This window comes from Burkholderia sp. AW49-1, assembly GCF_053427845.1.
The window spans coordinates 703,721-717,278 of the sequence record NZ_JBSAXF010000001.1; the positions used below are offsets into that span (position 1 = coordinate 703,721).

The following is a 13,558-nucleotide window of genomic DNA, read 5'->3' on the forward strand; positions in this document are numbered from 1 at the left end:
GCGCCGATCAACGACCCTTGTAGACCGGTGCGCCATCCGACACGCGCTTGACCTGCCAGCCGGTCTTGGCGGCCGCCGGAGCACCCGACTCTTGCTGGGCGACCGGTTGCGCACCGTAGCCGCTCGTATCGGCGGCGGCCACGTTCTGTTGCGGGTTCACACGGGCTTCAGCTGCCTGAATGCCAGCCGGGTAGTCGGTGCGGTCGCTGCCCAGCTTGTAGCCTGCCTGTTGCAGTTGGACCAGTTCGGCCTTCACCTGCGCACGGGTGACGGGAGCGTTCTGTTGGGCGAACGAGACGGCGGGAACGGCGAGGACAGCAGCAGCAGCGAACGTTGCGATCAGCGATTTCATGATTACCTCCGGGATTTTTTTGCTCCGCCGCACACACCATGTCTGCAGCGATGGAACAAAGTTTAGTCCCGAGATCACCTAGGGAAAACCATGAAAGAACGAAAACACTGTTTCCTCGAAGCCAACAATTCCGGCATCCGGGAACGAAAAACCCTACTCAAAGAATAGAATTTCGCAACAATGCCATCCTCGCCAACCCGTTACGACCAGTTCGCGTGGAAGCTGCCCGGCTTGTCGGTACGCTCGAACGTATGCGCGCCGAAGAAGTCGCGCTGCGCCTGCACAAGGTTCGCCGGCAGACGCTCGGATCGGTAGCTGTCGAAGTACGCGACCGCCGACGCGAACGCCGGCACCGGCACGCCTGCCCTCACCGCGGCCACCACGACGTCGCGCAGCGCCGTCTGGTAATTCGCGGCGATGTCCTTGAAGTACGGGTCGAGCAGCAGGTTCGCGAGCGCGGGATCCTTCGCGTACGCGTCCGTGATCTTCTGCAGGAAGCGTGCGCGGATGATGCAGCCCGCGCGGAAGATCTTCGCGATCGTCCCGAGATCGAGGTTCCAGCCATACTCTTCGGACGCCATGCGCAGTTGCGCGAAGCCCTGCGCATACGAGATCACCTTGCTCAGGTACAGCGCACGGCGCACCGCTTCGACGAACGCGGCGCGATCGCCGTCGAACGGCGCGGCGGCCGGGCCCGACAGGATCTTGCTGGCCGCGACTCGCTCGGTCTTCAGCGACGACAGCACGCGCGCGAACACCGACTCGGTGATCAGCGGCAGCGGCACGCCGAGATCCAGCGCGTTCTGGCTCGTCCACTTGCCGGTGCCCTTCTGCGCGGCGCGATCGAGGATCACGTCGACGAGGTGCTTGCCGGTTTCTTCGTCCTTCTTGCCGAAGATCTTCGACGTGATCTCGATCAGGTAGCTGTCGAGCTCGCCCTGGTTCCACTCGGTGTACACCGCGCCGAGTTCGTCGTTGGTCAGGCCCGCGACGTCCTTCAGCACGGCATAGCTTTCGGCGATCAGCTGCATGTCGCCGTATTCGATGCCGTTGTGGACCATCTTCACGTAGTGGCCCGCACCGTCCGGCCCCATGTATGCGACACACGGCTCGCCGTCCGACGGAGCCTTCGCGGCGATCTGCTTGAGGATCGGCTCGACCAGGTCGTACGCGTCGCGCTGGCCGCCGGGCATGATCGACGGGCCGCGCAGCGCGCCCTCTTCGCCACCCGACACGCCGGTGCCGATGAAATGCAGACCCGATTGCGCGAGTTCCTGATTGCGGCGGATCGTGTCCGTGAAATGCGTATTCCCGCCGTCGATCAGCACGTCGCCCTTCTCGAGCAGCGGCTTGAGCGATGCGATCGTCGCATCGGTCGCTTCGCCGGCCTTCACCATCATCAGGATCCGGCGCGGCGTCTCGAGCGACGCGACGAACTCTTCGAGCGTATAGGTCGGTACCAGATTGCGGCCGGGGAATTCGGCGATCAGTTCGTCGGTTTTCTCGCGGCTGCGGTTGTACACCGACACCGCGTAACCGCGGCTCTCGATATTGAGTGCGAGATTGCGGCCCATCACCGCGAGCCCGATCACACCGATTGCTTGTTTGCCCATTAGTCAATTCTCCGGAAAAAACAGGGCGCGCCCCGAACCGGGCCGCGCGCACAGGCGAAAGGATAGTGGAAACCCGGCTGCGATGCGCGCTTGCGTGTCATTGCTCCGCGTGCGGCAGACGCCGGAACACGACGCTCAGGTTGTTCGCCGGCATCTCGACGACCTCGATGCAGTCGAGCCCGCGGTCGAGGCCGAGCGCGACGACCGCCTCGAGATCGCGCACGCCCCACGACGGGTCGCGGCTGCGCAACTGCTGGTCGAACACTTCGTTGGACGGCGCCGTGTGCCGGCCTTCGCGGCGATACGGGCCGTACAGGAACAGCACGCCGCCCGGACGCAGCACGCGCGACGCGCCGGCGAACAGTGCGTCGGTGCAGGCCCACGGCGAGATGTGGACCATATTGATGCAGACGATCGCGTCGAACGCCGCGGCCGGCCACGACGCGTCGCGCACGTCGAACGCCAGCGGCTCGGCCAGGTTCGCAAGGCCGGCATGGGCGACCCACGCGGCGATCGAGCGGCGCGCGTGCGCGTCGGGATCGCTCGGCTGCCAGCGCAGCGCCGGCAGCGACCGCGCGAAATGGACGGCATGTTGCCCGGTGCCGCTCGCGATCTCGAGCACGTCGCCGCTGGCCGGCAGCACGCGACGCAGCACGTCGAGGATCGGCCCGCGATTGCGCTCGGCCGCCGGCGCCGACAGCCGCGCGGACGGATCGGGCGAGGACGTCGGCCCGGTCACGATGCATGCTCCGGCGCGTCGCCGGCAACACCCAGCCGCGCGTTCAGCGCATCGAGCGCGGGCGCGCAACGCGCCTCGACCTTCAGCGTCAGCATCGGATCGGCGCGCGTATGGCCGAGGTTCAGCGCGGCGACGGGCTTGTTCTGCGCCTGGGCCCACACGCAGAACCGGTAGCCGGAATACACCATCAGCGACGAGCCGACGACGAGCAGCGCATCGGCCGCATCGAGCGCCTGCGACGCCAGTGCGACGCGTTCGCGCGGCACGTTCTCGCCGAAGAACACCACCGCCGGCTTCAGCAGCCCGCCGCAGTTCGGGCAGGCCGGAATGCGGAACGTGTCGAGCGCGGCCCATTCGAGGTGCGCGTCACCGTCGGCGGCCGGTTCCGCCTGAGCGCCCAGCAGTTCGGGGTTGTCCGTTTCGAGCAAGGTCTGGATCGTCGCGCGCGCGTGATGCGCGCCGCAATCGAGGCATGTGACGCCGTGGATGCCGCCATGCAGTTCGATCACGTCGCCGCTGCCCGCACGCTGGTGCAGCCCGTCGACGTTCTGCGTGACGAGGCGCTCGATCCGGCCGATGCCGCCGAGCCGCGCGAGCGCGACGTGCGAGCGGTTCGGCTGCGCACGGCCCACCACGGGCCAGCCGATCATGCTGCGCGCCCAATAGCGGCGGCGCGCGGTGTCGGAACCGAGGAATTCGTGGAGCTGGATCGGCGGCGAGCGCATCCATTGACCGTTGCGGTCGCGGTAGCCGGGAATGCCGGAATCCGTGCTGATGCCCGCACCGGTCAGCACGAGCAGCCGAGGATGGCGCTCGACGAACGCGTGCAGCGCGTCGAGCGCGGCCGGATCAATGCTGTCGGATGAGGGGGTGGGCAAGGCGATGTCGTTCATGTTGGCGGCGCTTGATCGCGCGTGGCGGCAAACCGTGCGGCCAGCGCGCCAGCACATGATACAGAACCCCGCGCGATCGGGCCGGCAGTCCGCGCGACACCGGCGCAGCAAAAAAAAGACGCCCATCGACCACATGGCGATGGGCGCTTCAACAATTGATCCATCGGGGTAGTGGATCAACTGACAGCACAATGTCGTCAGATCCACCGCGGCGCGGCCGGCGGACCTTTCCCCGGGACTACACCTTCGAATTCCTGATGTCGGGCGGATCGCCGCGCGGCACCGCGTGCGGCAGGCACACGCATGCGTCGCGCTCGGCACGCATGCGTTTCGCGCGCCGGCATGACGGTCCGGAACTCATGATTGCCCATCTGCGTGCACGGGCGGTTCATCCCCGACGGCCGACCGGCACCGGTCGTCCTGGTGCTTCATGCCTGCACGTCGTCGTTCGGAATGAACCTGAATTGGTCGGATGGAACGAAAGGCCGCACGCTCATGTCATCGCGATCAACGGCGAAGCGAATTCACGGGCAGGTCGGCGATTCATGTTTGCAACACGACACGTTGCGATTCGGTCTGTTCTCATTCTCTTGTCCCCGTCTTCGATGCGTCCGACCCACTGATGCGATGGCCGACCCTGTACCGCGCCGGCGATCGCGCTCACGGCACACACAGATACGCAAGGAACGCACCATGCTTCGCGGCGCAAGGCCGCGCGGCCGGTGAAGCGACCCCCGATGCAGATCAGGCGGCGACAGAAATGCGTGAACGTTTCGAAAGTGAAACGACGGGAAGCGGCCTTAGCGATCGGCGAAGGGGTGGGACGCCCGTGTTGCAGGAATGTGACGTGTGCGCCGGCGAGATGTTCGAACCCGAACGACGCCGACGATCTGCTTACAATCGCCCGTCCGTTCGGCGGGTCGCTCAGATATCCGCGTGCGTCGCCGCAACCGCGCGAGCGCCGCAGCCGACCAAGGACAGCACCGTGCCCCCACAAGCCCGACCACCGCTTGCCGCAGCGCGGTCATGGCGATTGACTGCCCGATGACCGAAGGCGCCGATCATGCCGGAACCGCCGATGCCGCCGTGTCTCGCTCGCCGCGCGTCGCAAGCGTCGCGCAAACACGTTAGGATGCGAACACCGTACTGCGCGCGCCCGCTTCGCCCCGTCTTCAAGGAATGGACATGCCCCTGCCCGCCTCAGGCCGCGCCGACGTTGCGCAACGCGTCTTCTCGCCCGAGCGGCTGTCGGTCGGCCTGACGCTGCCGCTGCTGCGCGGCGGCCGGACCGTTGCCGATTTCAACGAGCAGCTCGAACTCGCGGCGCTGGCCGATTCGCTCGGCTTTCGCGCACTGTGGATTCGCGACGTACCGCTGAACAGCGCCGACTATCCCGACCCGGTCGGGCACCTCGATCCGTGGGTGCTGCTCGGCGCGCTCGCGTCGCGCACGCGCCGGATCGTGCTCGCCAGCGGCGCGATCGTGCTGCCGCTGCGTCATCCGCTGCATATCGCGAAAGGCGCGCTGTCGGTTGCGACGCTGTCCGGCGGACGCTTCATCCTCGGCCTCGGTTCCGGCGACCGGCCGCCCGAATATGCGGCGTTCGGCGTCGATGCGGAAACGCGGCGCGACCGGTATCGCCGGCACTGGGACATCGTCGCGGCCGCACTCGGCATGCCGTCTCGCGTGCTGCCCGACGAAACACCGCCCGACGCGCCCGACTTTTCGCTGCTGCCGCGCGGCGATGCCGCAGTGCCGATGCTCGCGGTCGGCTCGGGCGGACAGAGCGTCGACTGGATCGCACGGAACGCGATCGGCTGGATGACGTACCACCGCGATCCGGACACGCAGCGTTCGCGTTATTCGATGTGGCGCGCGGCCGTCGACCGGCTCGCGCAGCCGGGTTTTCGCGCGTTCGGCGTGTCGATGCGGCTCGATCTCGATGCGAATCGCGATGCGCCGGCCCGCGCGCTGTCGCTCGGCTACGCGACCGGACGGAACGCGTTGGTCGGCATCTTGCGGGACATGCGCGCGGCCGGCACGCACCACGTCACGCTGAATCCCGGCTCGGACCGGCCCGTGCGCGAGGTCATCGAGGAAATCGCCGAGCACGTGCTGCCGATCTTTCACGACGAGCAGGGCTGATTCATCAGGAATCCGGAGTTCGCTGCACGTAACCGCGGTCGTGGTTTGTACCGAGTCGATGTGCCGGGCAGCACGTTTCGTTCCTGGTCTGACCATCGCAAGGGTCGACGTGCGCGAACAGCGGCTCGCGAACACCGCCGCCACGCGAAACAGACCGCACCGCTTGCTGCATGCCCGATTCGAACATTCGTCGACGGAACTATTCGGGTCCGTTCGCGATCATGTTAACTTCCGTCCATCGTCCAGCCCGGCGGGCCACATGCGCGCCCGCACGCCTACCCATGCGACATTTCCTGCTCGGCTGGCTGCTCGCCGCCATCGTATCGATTGCCCACGCGGCCGCCCACGCACCAGCCGCCGCATCGGCGGCCTCCGGCGCCGCGCCGGCCCTGACGCCGCAACAGGCGCAGCAGGCCCTCTCCGTCCTGCAAAATCCGCGCGAGCGCGAACAAGTCGAAACGACGTTGCGCGCAATCGCCGCCGTCGGCGTGCTGACCACGCCCGTGCTTCCGGCGAGCGCCGCGGCACCGGCCAGCGCGGCATCGGCTGCGCCCGCCGCGCTCACGACGAACGGCCTCGCGTCGATGCTCGTCCGGCAGGGGGCACGTTGGACCGGCGAAATCGGCGGTGCGCTGAACGAATCGCTGCACTCGCTGCTTGATGTCGGCTCCGTCGGCAACTGGTGGCACGAACGGCTGGTGCGCGCCGACGAACGCGCGGACCTCACGCGCGCGATCCTGGTCATGCTCGCCGTGCTCGTGCCCGCGTTCGTCGTCGAATGGTTCGCGAAGCGGCTGCTACGGCGCGCGCAGGGCGCCCTGGGCACGCGTCGGGCCGAATCGTCGCGTCGGGCCGAGTCCCAACCTGCCGGGACTGGCGATTCCAGCGCGTCAGCGCCGGCCGACGCCGAGGCCAGCGGCGAAGGCACCACCGCGCCCGATACGTCGTCGCAAAGCCGTGGCCATGCACGGCGCCACACCACGCTGCTGCGCCGGATGCCGCGCGCGCTGGTCAGCCTCGCGCTGCGCGTGGTGCCGCTGCTGGTGTTCGTCGGCATCGCGAGCCTGACGATGTCGCTGCTCGACGGCGCCGGCACGCCGACCGAAACCGCACTCGAATCGCTGATCGACATCTACGTGATCTGTCGCCTGGTGACGATCGTCAGCCGGCTGTTCTTCCAGCCCGATGCGCGGCAGTTGCGGCTGCTGCACGTCAGCGACGCATGGGCCGCGATCGCGCAACGCTCGATCGCGCGGATCGTGATCGTCGTCGGCGTCTGCACGGCTGCGGTCGAAATCGCCGCGAGCTTCGGCCTCAGCGACGCCGGTCACGTCGCGCTGCTGAAAGCCGTCGCGCTCGTCGGCCACTTGATGATCTCGGCACTGATTCTTCGGTGCCGCCAGCCAGTCGCCGCCCGCATCCGCGCCGCCGGCGACGATCGGCCGGCCTTCGCGATGATCGGCAACGCGCTCGCCGACGCGTGGGCCCCCGTGTCGGTGTTCGTCGTGATGGCGCTGTGGTTCGTGTGGGCGCTCGACGTTCACAACGGCTACCGCGTGCTGATCGCGCTCGGCGGCCGCTCGATCGCCGCCATGATCGGCATGCGCATCGTGTCGATCGTCGTGTTCGGTGCGCTCGCGCGACTGTTCCAGCGCCGTGACGACGATCGCACGCTGGTCCACCTGCACGCGTACCGGTACTACCCGCTGGTGCGCCAGATCGTGTCGGCCGTGATCGCCGTCGTGACTGTCGTGCTGCTGCTGCAGATCTGGGGCGTGCCGATCTTCCACGCCTTCCAGACCGGCACGATCGGCCATCGGCTCGCCTCGGCGCTGATCACGATCGCGATCGCGGCCGTCGTCGCGCTGATCGTATGGGAAGCCGCAAACATCGCGATCGAGCGCCGCCTGCAGCAGTGGACGCGCGAGGGCAACCTCGTGCGCGCGGCGCGGTTGCGCACGCTGCTGCCGATGCTGCGTTCGCTGCTGTTCATCATGATCGCGCTCGTCGTCGTGCTGACGGGCCTCAGCGAAATCGGCGTGAACATCGGTCCGCTGCTCGCCGGCGCCAGCATCTTCGGCGTCGCGCTCGGCTTCGGCTCGCAGAAGCTCGTGCAGGATTTCATCACCGGAATCTTCCTGCTGATGGAGAACGCGATGCAGGTGGGCGACTGGGTCACGCTCGCCGGCGTGTCCGGCACGGTCGAATATCTGTCGATCCGCACGGTGCGACTGCGCGCGGGCGACGGGTCGCTCTATACGATCCCGTTCAGCTCGGTGACGACCGTCAACAACACGAATCGCGGGCTCGGCAACGCGGCCGTCAAGGTCAGCATCGCATACGGCCAGGACATCGATCGGGCGATCGCGACGCTGAAGGAAATCGGCGCCGCGTTGCGCGACGATCCGAATTACAAGGACGGCATCCTGTCGGATTTCAGCTACTGGGGCATCGACCAGGTCGACGGCGCAACGATTGCGCTGGCCGGACAGATCCAGTGCAAGGACTCGGCACGCTGGGGCGTGCAGCGCGAATTCAACCGGCGCATCGCGGTGCTGTTCCACGAACGAGGAATCCGGATCGCGAATCCGCAGCGCAGCCTCGTCGCGTATGACGACGGTTCGCGGCCCGTGGCGCCCGAGAGCGATGAGAACGGCGCCCCGACCGCCGGCACGCCACCGCCCGCTGCACCGGACCGCAAGCCGGGCTGATGCCGATGGCCGAGCCATCATGCGTCGCGTCGTGCCCTTGTGCCCATGCCATTGAACGACCGATAGCGCGCTGAACGCGCTTCACTGCCGGACGTCGGCTTCGACGCCGATCTACGCACCGGCGCGATCCTCGTGGTGAACGGCCAGACGTCCGACACGCTGTGGGACTCCGGCTACCTGAACAACGAAGGCGGCACGAGCGTCGCCGCACCGATCTTCATCGGCATCCGGGCGCGGCTGCAATCGGCCAACAACAACGCGCTCGGCTTCCCGGCGTCGAGCATCTACAAATACTTCCCGAGCAATGCAGCGCTGGCGCACGACGTGACGTCCGGCAACAACGGCAGCGGCACGTACGGCTGCAAGGCGAAGGCTGGCCGGGACGCGACGACTGGCTTCGGCGGCGTGAACATCTCGAAGCTGAACACGTTCATCCAGAGCACGTCGGATTTCGCGCGCTGATCGATCGTGCAATGAGCGGTGCGGTTCCGGGTGCGGGTCGTTTCGCGCGCCTGGAGCCGTATCTGCGCCGCTGCGCGCAGCGCCTCCAGATCGACGCTGCGCGTCGGCACACACCGCCCGCGGTCGTCGCGGGCCAGCGAAATCACAGCTGCGATTCGATCGGAAACAAGCCGAGAAACCACACTTCCATGCGCCGCGCCGCCGACACTTCCGGTTCGTGATCGATCTCGGTCACCGTCCCGTCCGCGTCGGTCTGAATCCACTTGAGCCGCCCCTTCCCGGCCGGATCGGTCCGCGATTCGACTCGCCACGCGATTCGATCGAGCCGCGGCTCGAGGTCCGTCGCGACCTCCGACGCAATTGCCGGGCTCTCGCAGTAAACGCCGATCTCGGTATTGAGGTTCAGCGAGCGCGGATCGAGATTCATCGAACCAATGAAGATGCTCTTTCGATCGAACACATAGGTCTTCGCATGCAGCGAAGCACGCGACGAGCCGATGATGACCTGCTTCGCGATGCTCTTGTCGCCGGACGGTCGCCGTTCGTAAAGCCGCACGCCGGCTTCCAGCAGCGCACTCCGATAGCGCCGGTAGCCGGCATGCACGGCCGCGACGTCGGTGGATGCGAGCGAGTTGGTCAGGATCGTCACGCGCACGCCGCGTGCCGTGAGCGCGTGCAGCCGTTCGACCATGTCCTTGCCCGGCACGAAGTACGGCGACACGATCAGCAGTTCCTGCTCCGGCCGCAACGCAAGCGCGCGCAGTTGCGGCATCAGATGCCCGTCGCTGTCTTTCGGCGAGCGTGCGATCTTCGCCGGATCGTCGTACAGGACCGTCGCCCGCCCCCAGGACAGCTCGGTGCCTTGTCCGTGCACGATCTGGTCGAGCCTGTGGCGCGCCTCGAGCACGTACGGATTGTCCTCCATCGCGCGCAGGTAATCGCGCAACCGTTCGCGCTCCCGGTCGAGGCCGCCCGGCGCCGCGTCGTGCCCGACCAGCGCATCGACCGGATACGCATACGGCGAATTCCAGAACGTATCGAATTCGGTCGAGATGTCGTTCACGACGGGGCCGTGCACGACCACATCGAGATCGCCGAACTCCAGCATCGACGACGCGCCGAAATACTCGTCACCGATGTTGCGGCCGCCGACGATTGCCGCCTGGTTGTCCGCGATCATCGCCTTGTTGTGCATGCGCCGGTTGACGCGCGAGAACTCGAGCACCGTGCCGATCTTCTTGAAGTGGCGTGTGGCGACCGGATTGAAGAGCCGGATCTCGATGTTCGGATGCGAACTGATCTCGAGCAGCTTGCGATCGTCCGCGTTCGTCCCGAGATCATCGAGCAGCGCACGCACACGAACCCCGCGATCGGCCGCACGGACGATCGCATCCGCGAGTTCGTGTCCGGTCAGGTCGTCGTGCCAGATGTAGTACTGAAGGTCCAGCGAGCGGTCCGCGCGATCGGCGAGCAGCACGCGTGCATCGAGTGCATCGACGGGATCGCGCAGCAGGTGAAACGCGTCCTGTCCCGGATGGGCGGCGGCCTGCTGGCGGAATGCGATGCCGAGGCGCGTGGTTTCGGTATCGGTGAATGCGTGCGTTGGCGCGCGACCGGCCTGCGGCGGCAGGCTGGCGCATGCGGCAAGCATCAGCAACGACAGAATCGCACTCCAGGAACGCAACGTGATCATGATGGCCGCCCCCACTGTCGGGCGAAGTCTGTTTGTGTTTGTTCTGGCCGCCGGACGGAACGCGGCGCTGGCCTACGGTTCGCGCGCGCGACGATTCTCGATCGTGCGCGCCGACCGCGCTACAGCATACTTCGATTGATATCGGGACGGCACGCTCCGCGCGTTTCGCCGGTGGCGGCAATGCGACACGCGACGCCGGCGTGAACGCATTCAACACGCTCGACACATTCACGCGGCGCGCCAAAAGAAAAACCCGCGAAGCCTTGCGGCGTCGCGGGTTCCGAGGCTTCCCCGGATAACCCTGGAAGCGAATCTGGTGGGCCCCCCGGGAGTCGAACCCGGCACCAACGAATTATGAGTTCGCTGCTCTAACCAAGCATGAGCTAGGGGCCCAGACGAGAAGCAACGTGTGCTAGACGCCACGCCGGCAACGAAGCCGGGCCGGCATTGTAACAACAAAGACGCCAAAGAGGACAAACGCCACCGGCATCACGCGGATGCCGGCGGCGTTCACAAGTAAGACGCTGGAAATCAGTTCCCTTCGAGGAACGACTTCAGCTTGTCGGAACGGCTCGGGTGACGCAGCTTGCGCAGCGCCTTGGCCTCGATCTGACGGATTCGCTCGCGGGTGACGTCGAATTGCTTGCCGACTTCCTCGAGGGTGTGATCGGTGCTCATCTCGATACCGAAACGCATCCGCAGCACCTTCGCCTCGCGCGGCGTCAGCGAATCGAGCACGTCCTTCACGACGTCGCGCATGCTTGCATGCAGCGCGGCATCCGCCGGCGCGACCGTGTTGTTGTCCTCGATGAAGTCGCCGAGATGGGAATCGTCGTCGTCGCCGATCGGCGTTTCCATCGAGATCGGCTCCTTCGCGATCTTCATGATCTTGCGGATCTTGTCTTCCGGCATCTCCATCTTCTCGGCGAGCGTTGCCGGATCCGGCTCGAGACCGGTTTCCTGCAGGATCTGCCGCGAGATGCGGTTCATCTTGTTGATCGTTTCGATCATGTGAACCGGAATACGGATCGTGCGCGCCTGGTCCGCGATCGAACGCGTGATGGCCTGGCGAATCCACCACGTCGCATAGGTCGAGAACTTGTAGCCGCGACGGTATTCGAACTTGTCCACCGCCTTCATCAGGCCGATGTTGCCTTCCTGGATCAGGTCGAGGAACTGCAGGCCGCGGTTCGTGTACTTCTTCGCGATCGAGATCACGAGACGCAGGTTCGCCTCGGTCATTTCACGCTTCGCCTGACGCGCCTTCAGTTCGCCGGCCGCCATCTGGCGGTTGGTTTCCTTCAGATCCTTCAGCGGCAGCACGACGCGCGCCTGCAGGTCGATCAGACGTTGCTGCTGTTCGCGGATCGCCGGAACGTTACGCGACAGGACCGCGCTGTACGGATGGCCTTCGGCCGTGATCTTCTCGGCCCAGTCGAGATCCGTCTCGCTGCCCGGGAAGCGCGCGATGAATTCCGAACGCGGCATGCCGCACTTGTCGACGACGATGTGCAGGATCTGACGCTCGACCTGACGCACTTCGTCCACTTGCGCACGCAGCGTGTCGCACAGACGCTCGACGGTACGCGCGGTGAAGCGGATCGTCATCAGCTCGGTCTGGATCGTTTCCTGCGCCTTCAGGTAGGACTTCGACTTGTAGCCTTCCTTCTCGAACGCGCGGCGCATCTTGTCGAACCACTCGCTGATCTGCGAGAACTTGTCGAGCGATGCACGCTTGAGGGCTTCGAGTTGAGCGGCGTTGGCCGACGCCTGAGCGGCACCGTCATCCTCCTCCTCTTCCTCTTCTTCCTCTTCCTCTTCGGCTTCCTCGTCCTCGTTCTCGATGGCTTCGGCTTCCTTCGCGGAGAAACCGTCCGTATCGGCGGAGTCCGAAGCATTCGGATCGAGCAGGCCGTCGACGAGTTCGTCGACGCGGATCTCTTCGTTCGCGACGCGCTCGGCCATCGCGAGGATGTCGGCGATCGTCGTCGGGCACGCGGAAATCGCCATCACCATGTGGCGCAGGCCGTCCTCGATCCGCTTCGCGATCTCGATTTCGCCTTCGCGCGTGAGCAGCTCGACCGTGCCCATCTCGCGCATGTACATCCGGACCGGATCGGTCGTGCGACCGAATTCCGAATCGACGGTCGACAGCGCGACTTCCGCTTCTTCCTCGACTTCATCGTCCGACGACGCGGCCGGCGCGTTGTCGTTCAGGAGCAGCGTTTCCGCGTCCGGAGCCTGCTCGTAAACCGCCACGCCCATGTCGTTGAACGTGCCGATGATGCCTTCGAGGGCTTCAGTTTCGGTGAAGTTGTCCGGCAGGTGGTCGTTGATTTCGGCATACGTGAGGAAGCCGCGCTCCTTGCCGAGCTTGATCAGCGCGCGCAGCTTCACGCGGCGCTCTTCGAGCTCCTCGGCCGTGCCGGGCGTGCTCGTCGCGAACGCTTCCTTCAGCAGCGCCTTTTCCTTGGCGCGACGATCCCGCACCTTGGATTTGCCCGGGGCAGCCGCGGCTGCGGGCTGCTCGTCGCTCTGATTTGCGTCGTCATCGACGGATACTTCGTTCAGCTTTTTGGTCATGGAGTTCGCCGTACCGGCTATATCGACTCGCGGCTGCTGGACGACAGCCGGTTGAACCGTGGGTGCATGAGTAGTACGTACTGCCGTTTCGTCCGCGGCGGCAGTCGTGTCCCTTGCGCTTTTCGCACTTGCCCGCTTCGCCGCCGGCTTGGCCGGCCCGGAGTCGGGTCTGGCGGCAGCCCGTGTTCTGGCTGCCGGCGCCGGCGCAGCCTGAGCAGTGCCGGCCGCGGTTTTCTTTCCTGCAGGGGCTGACGTGGCTGAAGACGTTGTCCTGGTGGAAGAAGCAGACTTGGCCGCTGTGACCTTCGTGGTCGGCTCCGTCGAGCCCTTGCCTGTTGCTTTCTTTCCGCCTGTCGTCTTTGCCATC

The 13,558-nt window shown here is 66.1% G+C and carries 9 protein-coding genes, 1 tRNA gene and 1 pseudogene; 4 read left to right on the forward strand and 7 right to left on the reverse strand.

What is annotated here, in order from left to right; all coding sequences use genetic code 11:
* Positions 1 to 7: 7 nt before the first annotated feature.
* The 4 genes from ACV22W_RS02995 to ACV22W_RS03010 form a co-directional block, all read right to left on the reverse strand.
* The gene (locus tag ACV22W_RS02995) at positions 8 to 352 is read right to left on the reverse strand and encodes a DUF4148 domain-containing protein (protein ID WP_448017647.1); all 345 of its coding nucleotides are present in this window, start codon (positions 350 to 352) and stop codon (positions 8 to 10) included.
* Between the two features lie 200 nt (positions 353 to 552).
* Entirely contained in the window at positions 553 to 1,965 is a 1,413-nt protein-coding gene (gene gndA, locus ACV22W_RS03000; RefSeq protein ID WP_448017648.1) for an NADP-dependent phosphogluconate dehydrogenase, read from the reverse strand.
* A gap of 97 nt (positions 1,966 to 2,062) precedes the next feature.
* Positions 2,063 to 2,704, reverse strand: coding sequence for a DUF938 domain-containing protein (locus ACV22W_RS03005; protein ID WP_448017649.1), 642 nt, complete (start codon positions 2,702 to 2,704; stop codon positions 2,063 to 2,065).
* Complete coding sequence (locus ACV22W_RS03010; protein ID WP_448017650.1) at positions 2,701 to 3,597, reverse strand: NAD-dependent protein deacetylase; 897 nt, start codon at positions 3,595 to 3,597, stop codon at positions 2,701 to 2,703. The genes ACV22W_RS03005 and ACV22W_RS03010 overlap by 4 nt, the downstream gene beginning before the upstream one ends.
* A 1,185-nt stretch (positions 3,598 to 4,782) precedes the next feature.
* Here ACV22W_RS03010 and ACV22W_RS03015 point away from each other — a divergent pair.
* The 3 genes and pseudogenes from ACV22W_RS03015 to ACV22W_RS03025 form a co-directional block, all read left to right on the forward strand.
* On the forward strand, positions 4,783 to 5,742 hold the full coding sequence (locus tag ACV22W_RS03015; protein ID WP_448017651.1) for an LLM class oxidoreductase: 960 nt from the start codon (positions 4,783 to 4,785) through the stop codon (positions 5,740 to 5,742).
* 281 nt (positions 5,743 to 6,023) lie between these two features.
* Positions 6,024 to 8,453, forward strand: coding sequence for a mechanosensitive ion channel family protein (locus ACV22W_RS03020; RefSeq protein ID WP_448017652.1), 2,430 nt, complete (start codon positions 6,024 to 6,026; stop codon positions 8,451 to 8,453).
* Between the two features lie 75 nt (positions 8,454 to 8,528).
* A pseudogene (locus tag ACV22W_RS03025) lies at positions 8,529 to 8,915 on the forward strand (peptidase S53); the annotation flags it as partial.
* A 142-nt stretch (positions 8,916 to 9,057) separates the two neighbouring features.
* Here ACV22W_RS03025 and ACV22W_RS03030 read toward each other — a convergent pair.
* Positions 9,058 to 10,608, reverse strand: a complete 1,551-nt coding sequence (locus tag ACV22W_RS03030) for a phospholipase D-like domain-containing protein (protein ID WP_448017653.1) — start codon at positions 10,606 to 10,608, stop codon at positions 9,058 to 9,060.
* Between ACV22W_RS03030 and ACV22W_RS03035 the strand changes: the two genes are divergently transcribed.
* Positions 10,601 to 10,747 (forward strand): hypothetical protein, encoded by a 147-nt coding sequence (locus ACV22W_RS03035; protein ID WP_448017654.1) that lies wholly within the window; start codon positions 10,601 to 10,603, stop codon positions 10,745 to 10,747. The two genes, ACV22W_RS03030 and ACV22W_RS03035, sit on opposite strands and share 8 nt — an antisense overlap.
* Before the next feature lie 175 nt (positions 10,748 to 10,922).
* Here the strand turns inward: ACV22W_RS03035 and ACV22W_RS03040 are convergent.
* Positions 10,923 to 11,001 (reverse strand) — tRNA-Ile (locus ACV22W_RS03040).
* A gap of 138 nt (positions 11,002 to 11,139) precedes the next feature.
* Positions 11,140 to 13,557 (reverse strand): RNA polymerase sigma factor RpoD, encoded by a 2,418-nt coding sequence (rpoD, locus tag ACV22W_RS03045; protein ID WP_082721897.1) that lies wholly within the window; start codon positions 13,555 to 13,557, stop codon positions 11,140 to 11,142.
* Position 13,558 lies beyond the last annotated feature (1 nt).

Bases quoted from the DNA above. Each gene is read 5' to 3' on its own strand.
- ACV22W_RS03010 (WP_448017650.1), bottom strand. From the start codon at position 3,597: ATGAACGACATCGCCTTGCCCACCCCCTCATCCGACAGCATTGATCCG.
- ACV22W_RS03030 (WP_448017653.1), bottom strand. From the start codon at position 10,608: ATGATCACGTTGCGTTCCTGGAGTGCGATTCTGTCGTTGCTGATGCTT.
- ACV22W_RS02995 (WP_448017647.1), bottom strand. From the start codon at position 352: ATGAAATCGCTGATCGCAACGTTCGCTGCTGCTGCTGTCCTCGCCGTT.
- rpoD (WP_082721897.1), bottom strand. From the start codon at position 13,557: ATGGCAAAGACGACAGGCGGAAAGAAAGCAACAGGCAAGGGCTCGACG.
- ACV22W_RS03015 (WP_448017651.1), top strand. From the start codon at position 4,783: ATGCCCCTGCCCGCCTCAGGCCGCGCCGACGTTGCGCAACGCGTCTTC.
- ACV22W_RS03020 (WP_448017652.1), top strand. From the start codon at position 6,024: ATGCGACATTTCCTGCTCGGCTGGCTGCTCGCCGCCATCGTATCGATT.
- gndA (WP_448017648.1), bottom strand. From the start codon at position 1,965: ATGGGCAAACAAGCAATCGGTGTGATCGGGCTCGCGGTGATGGGCCGC.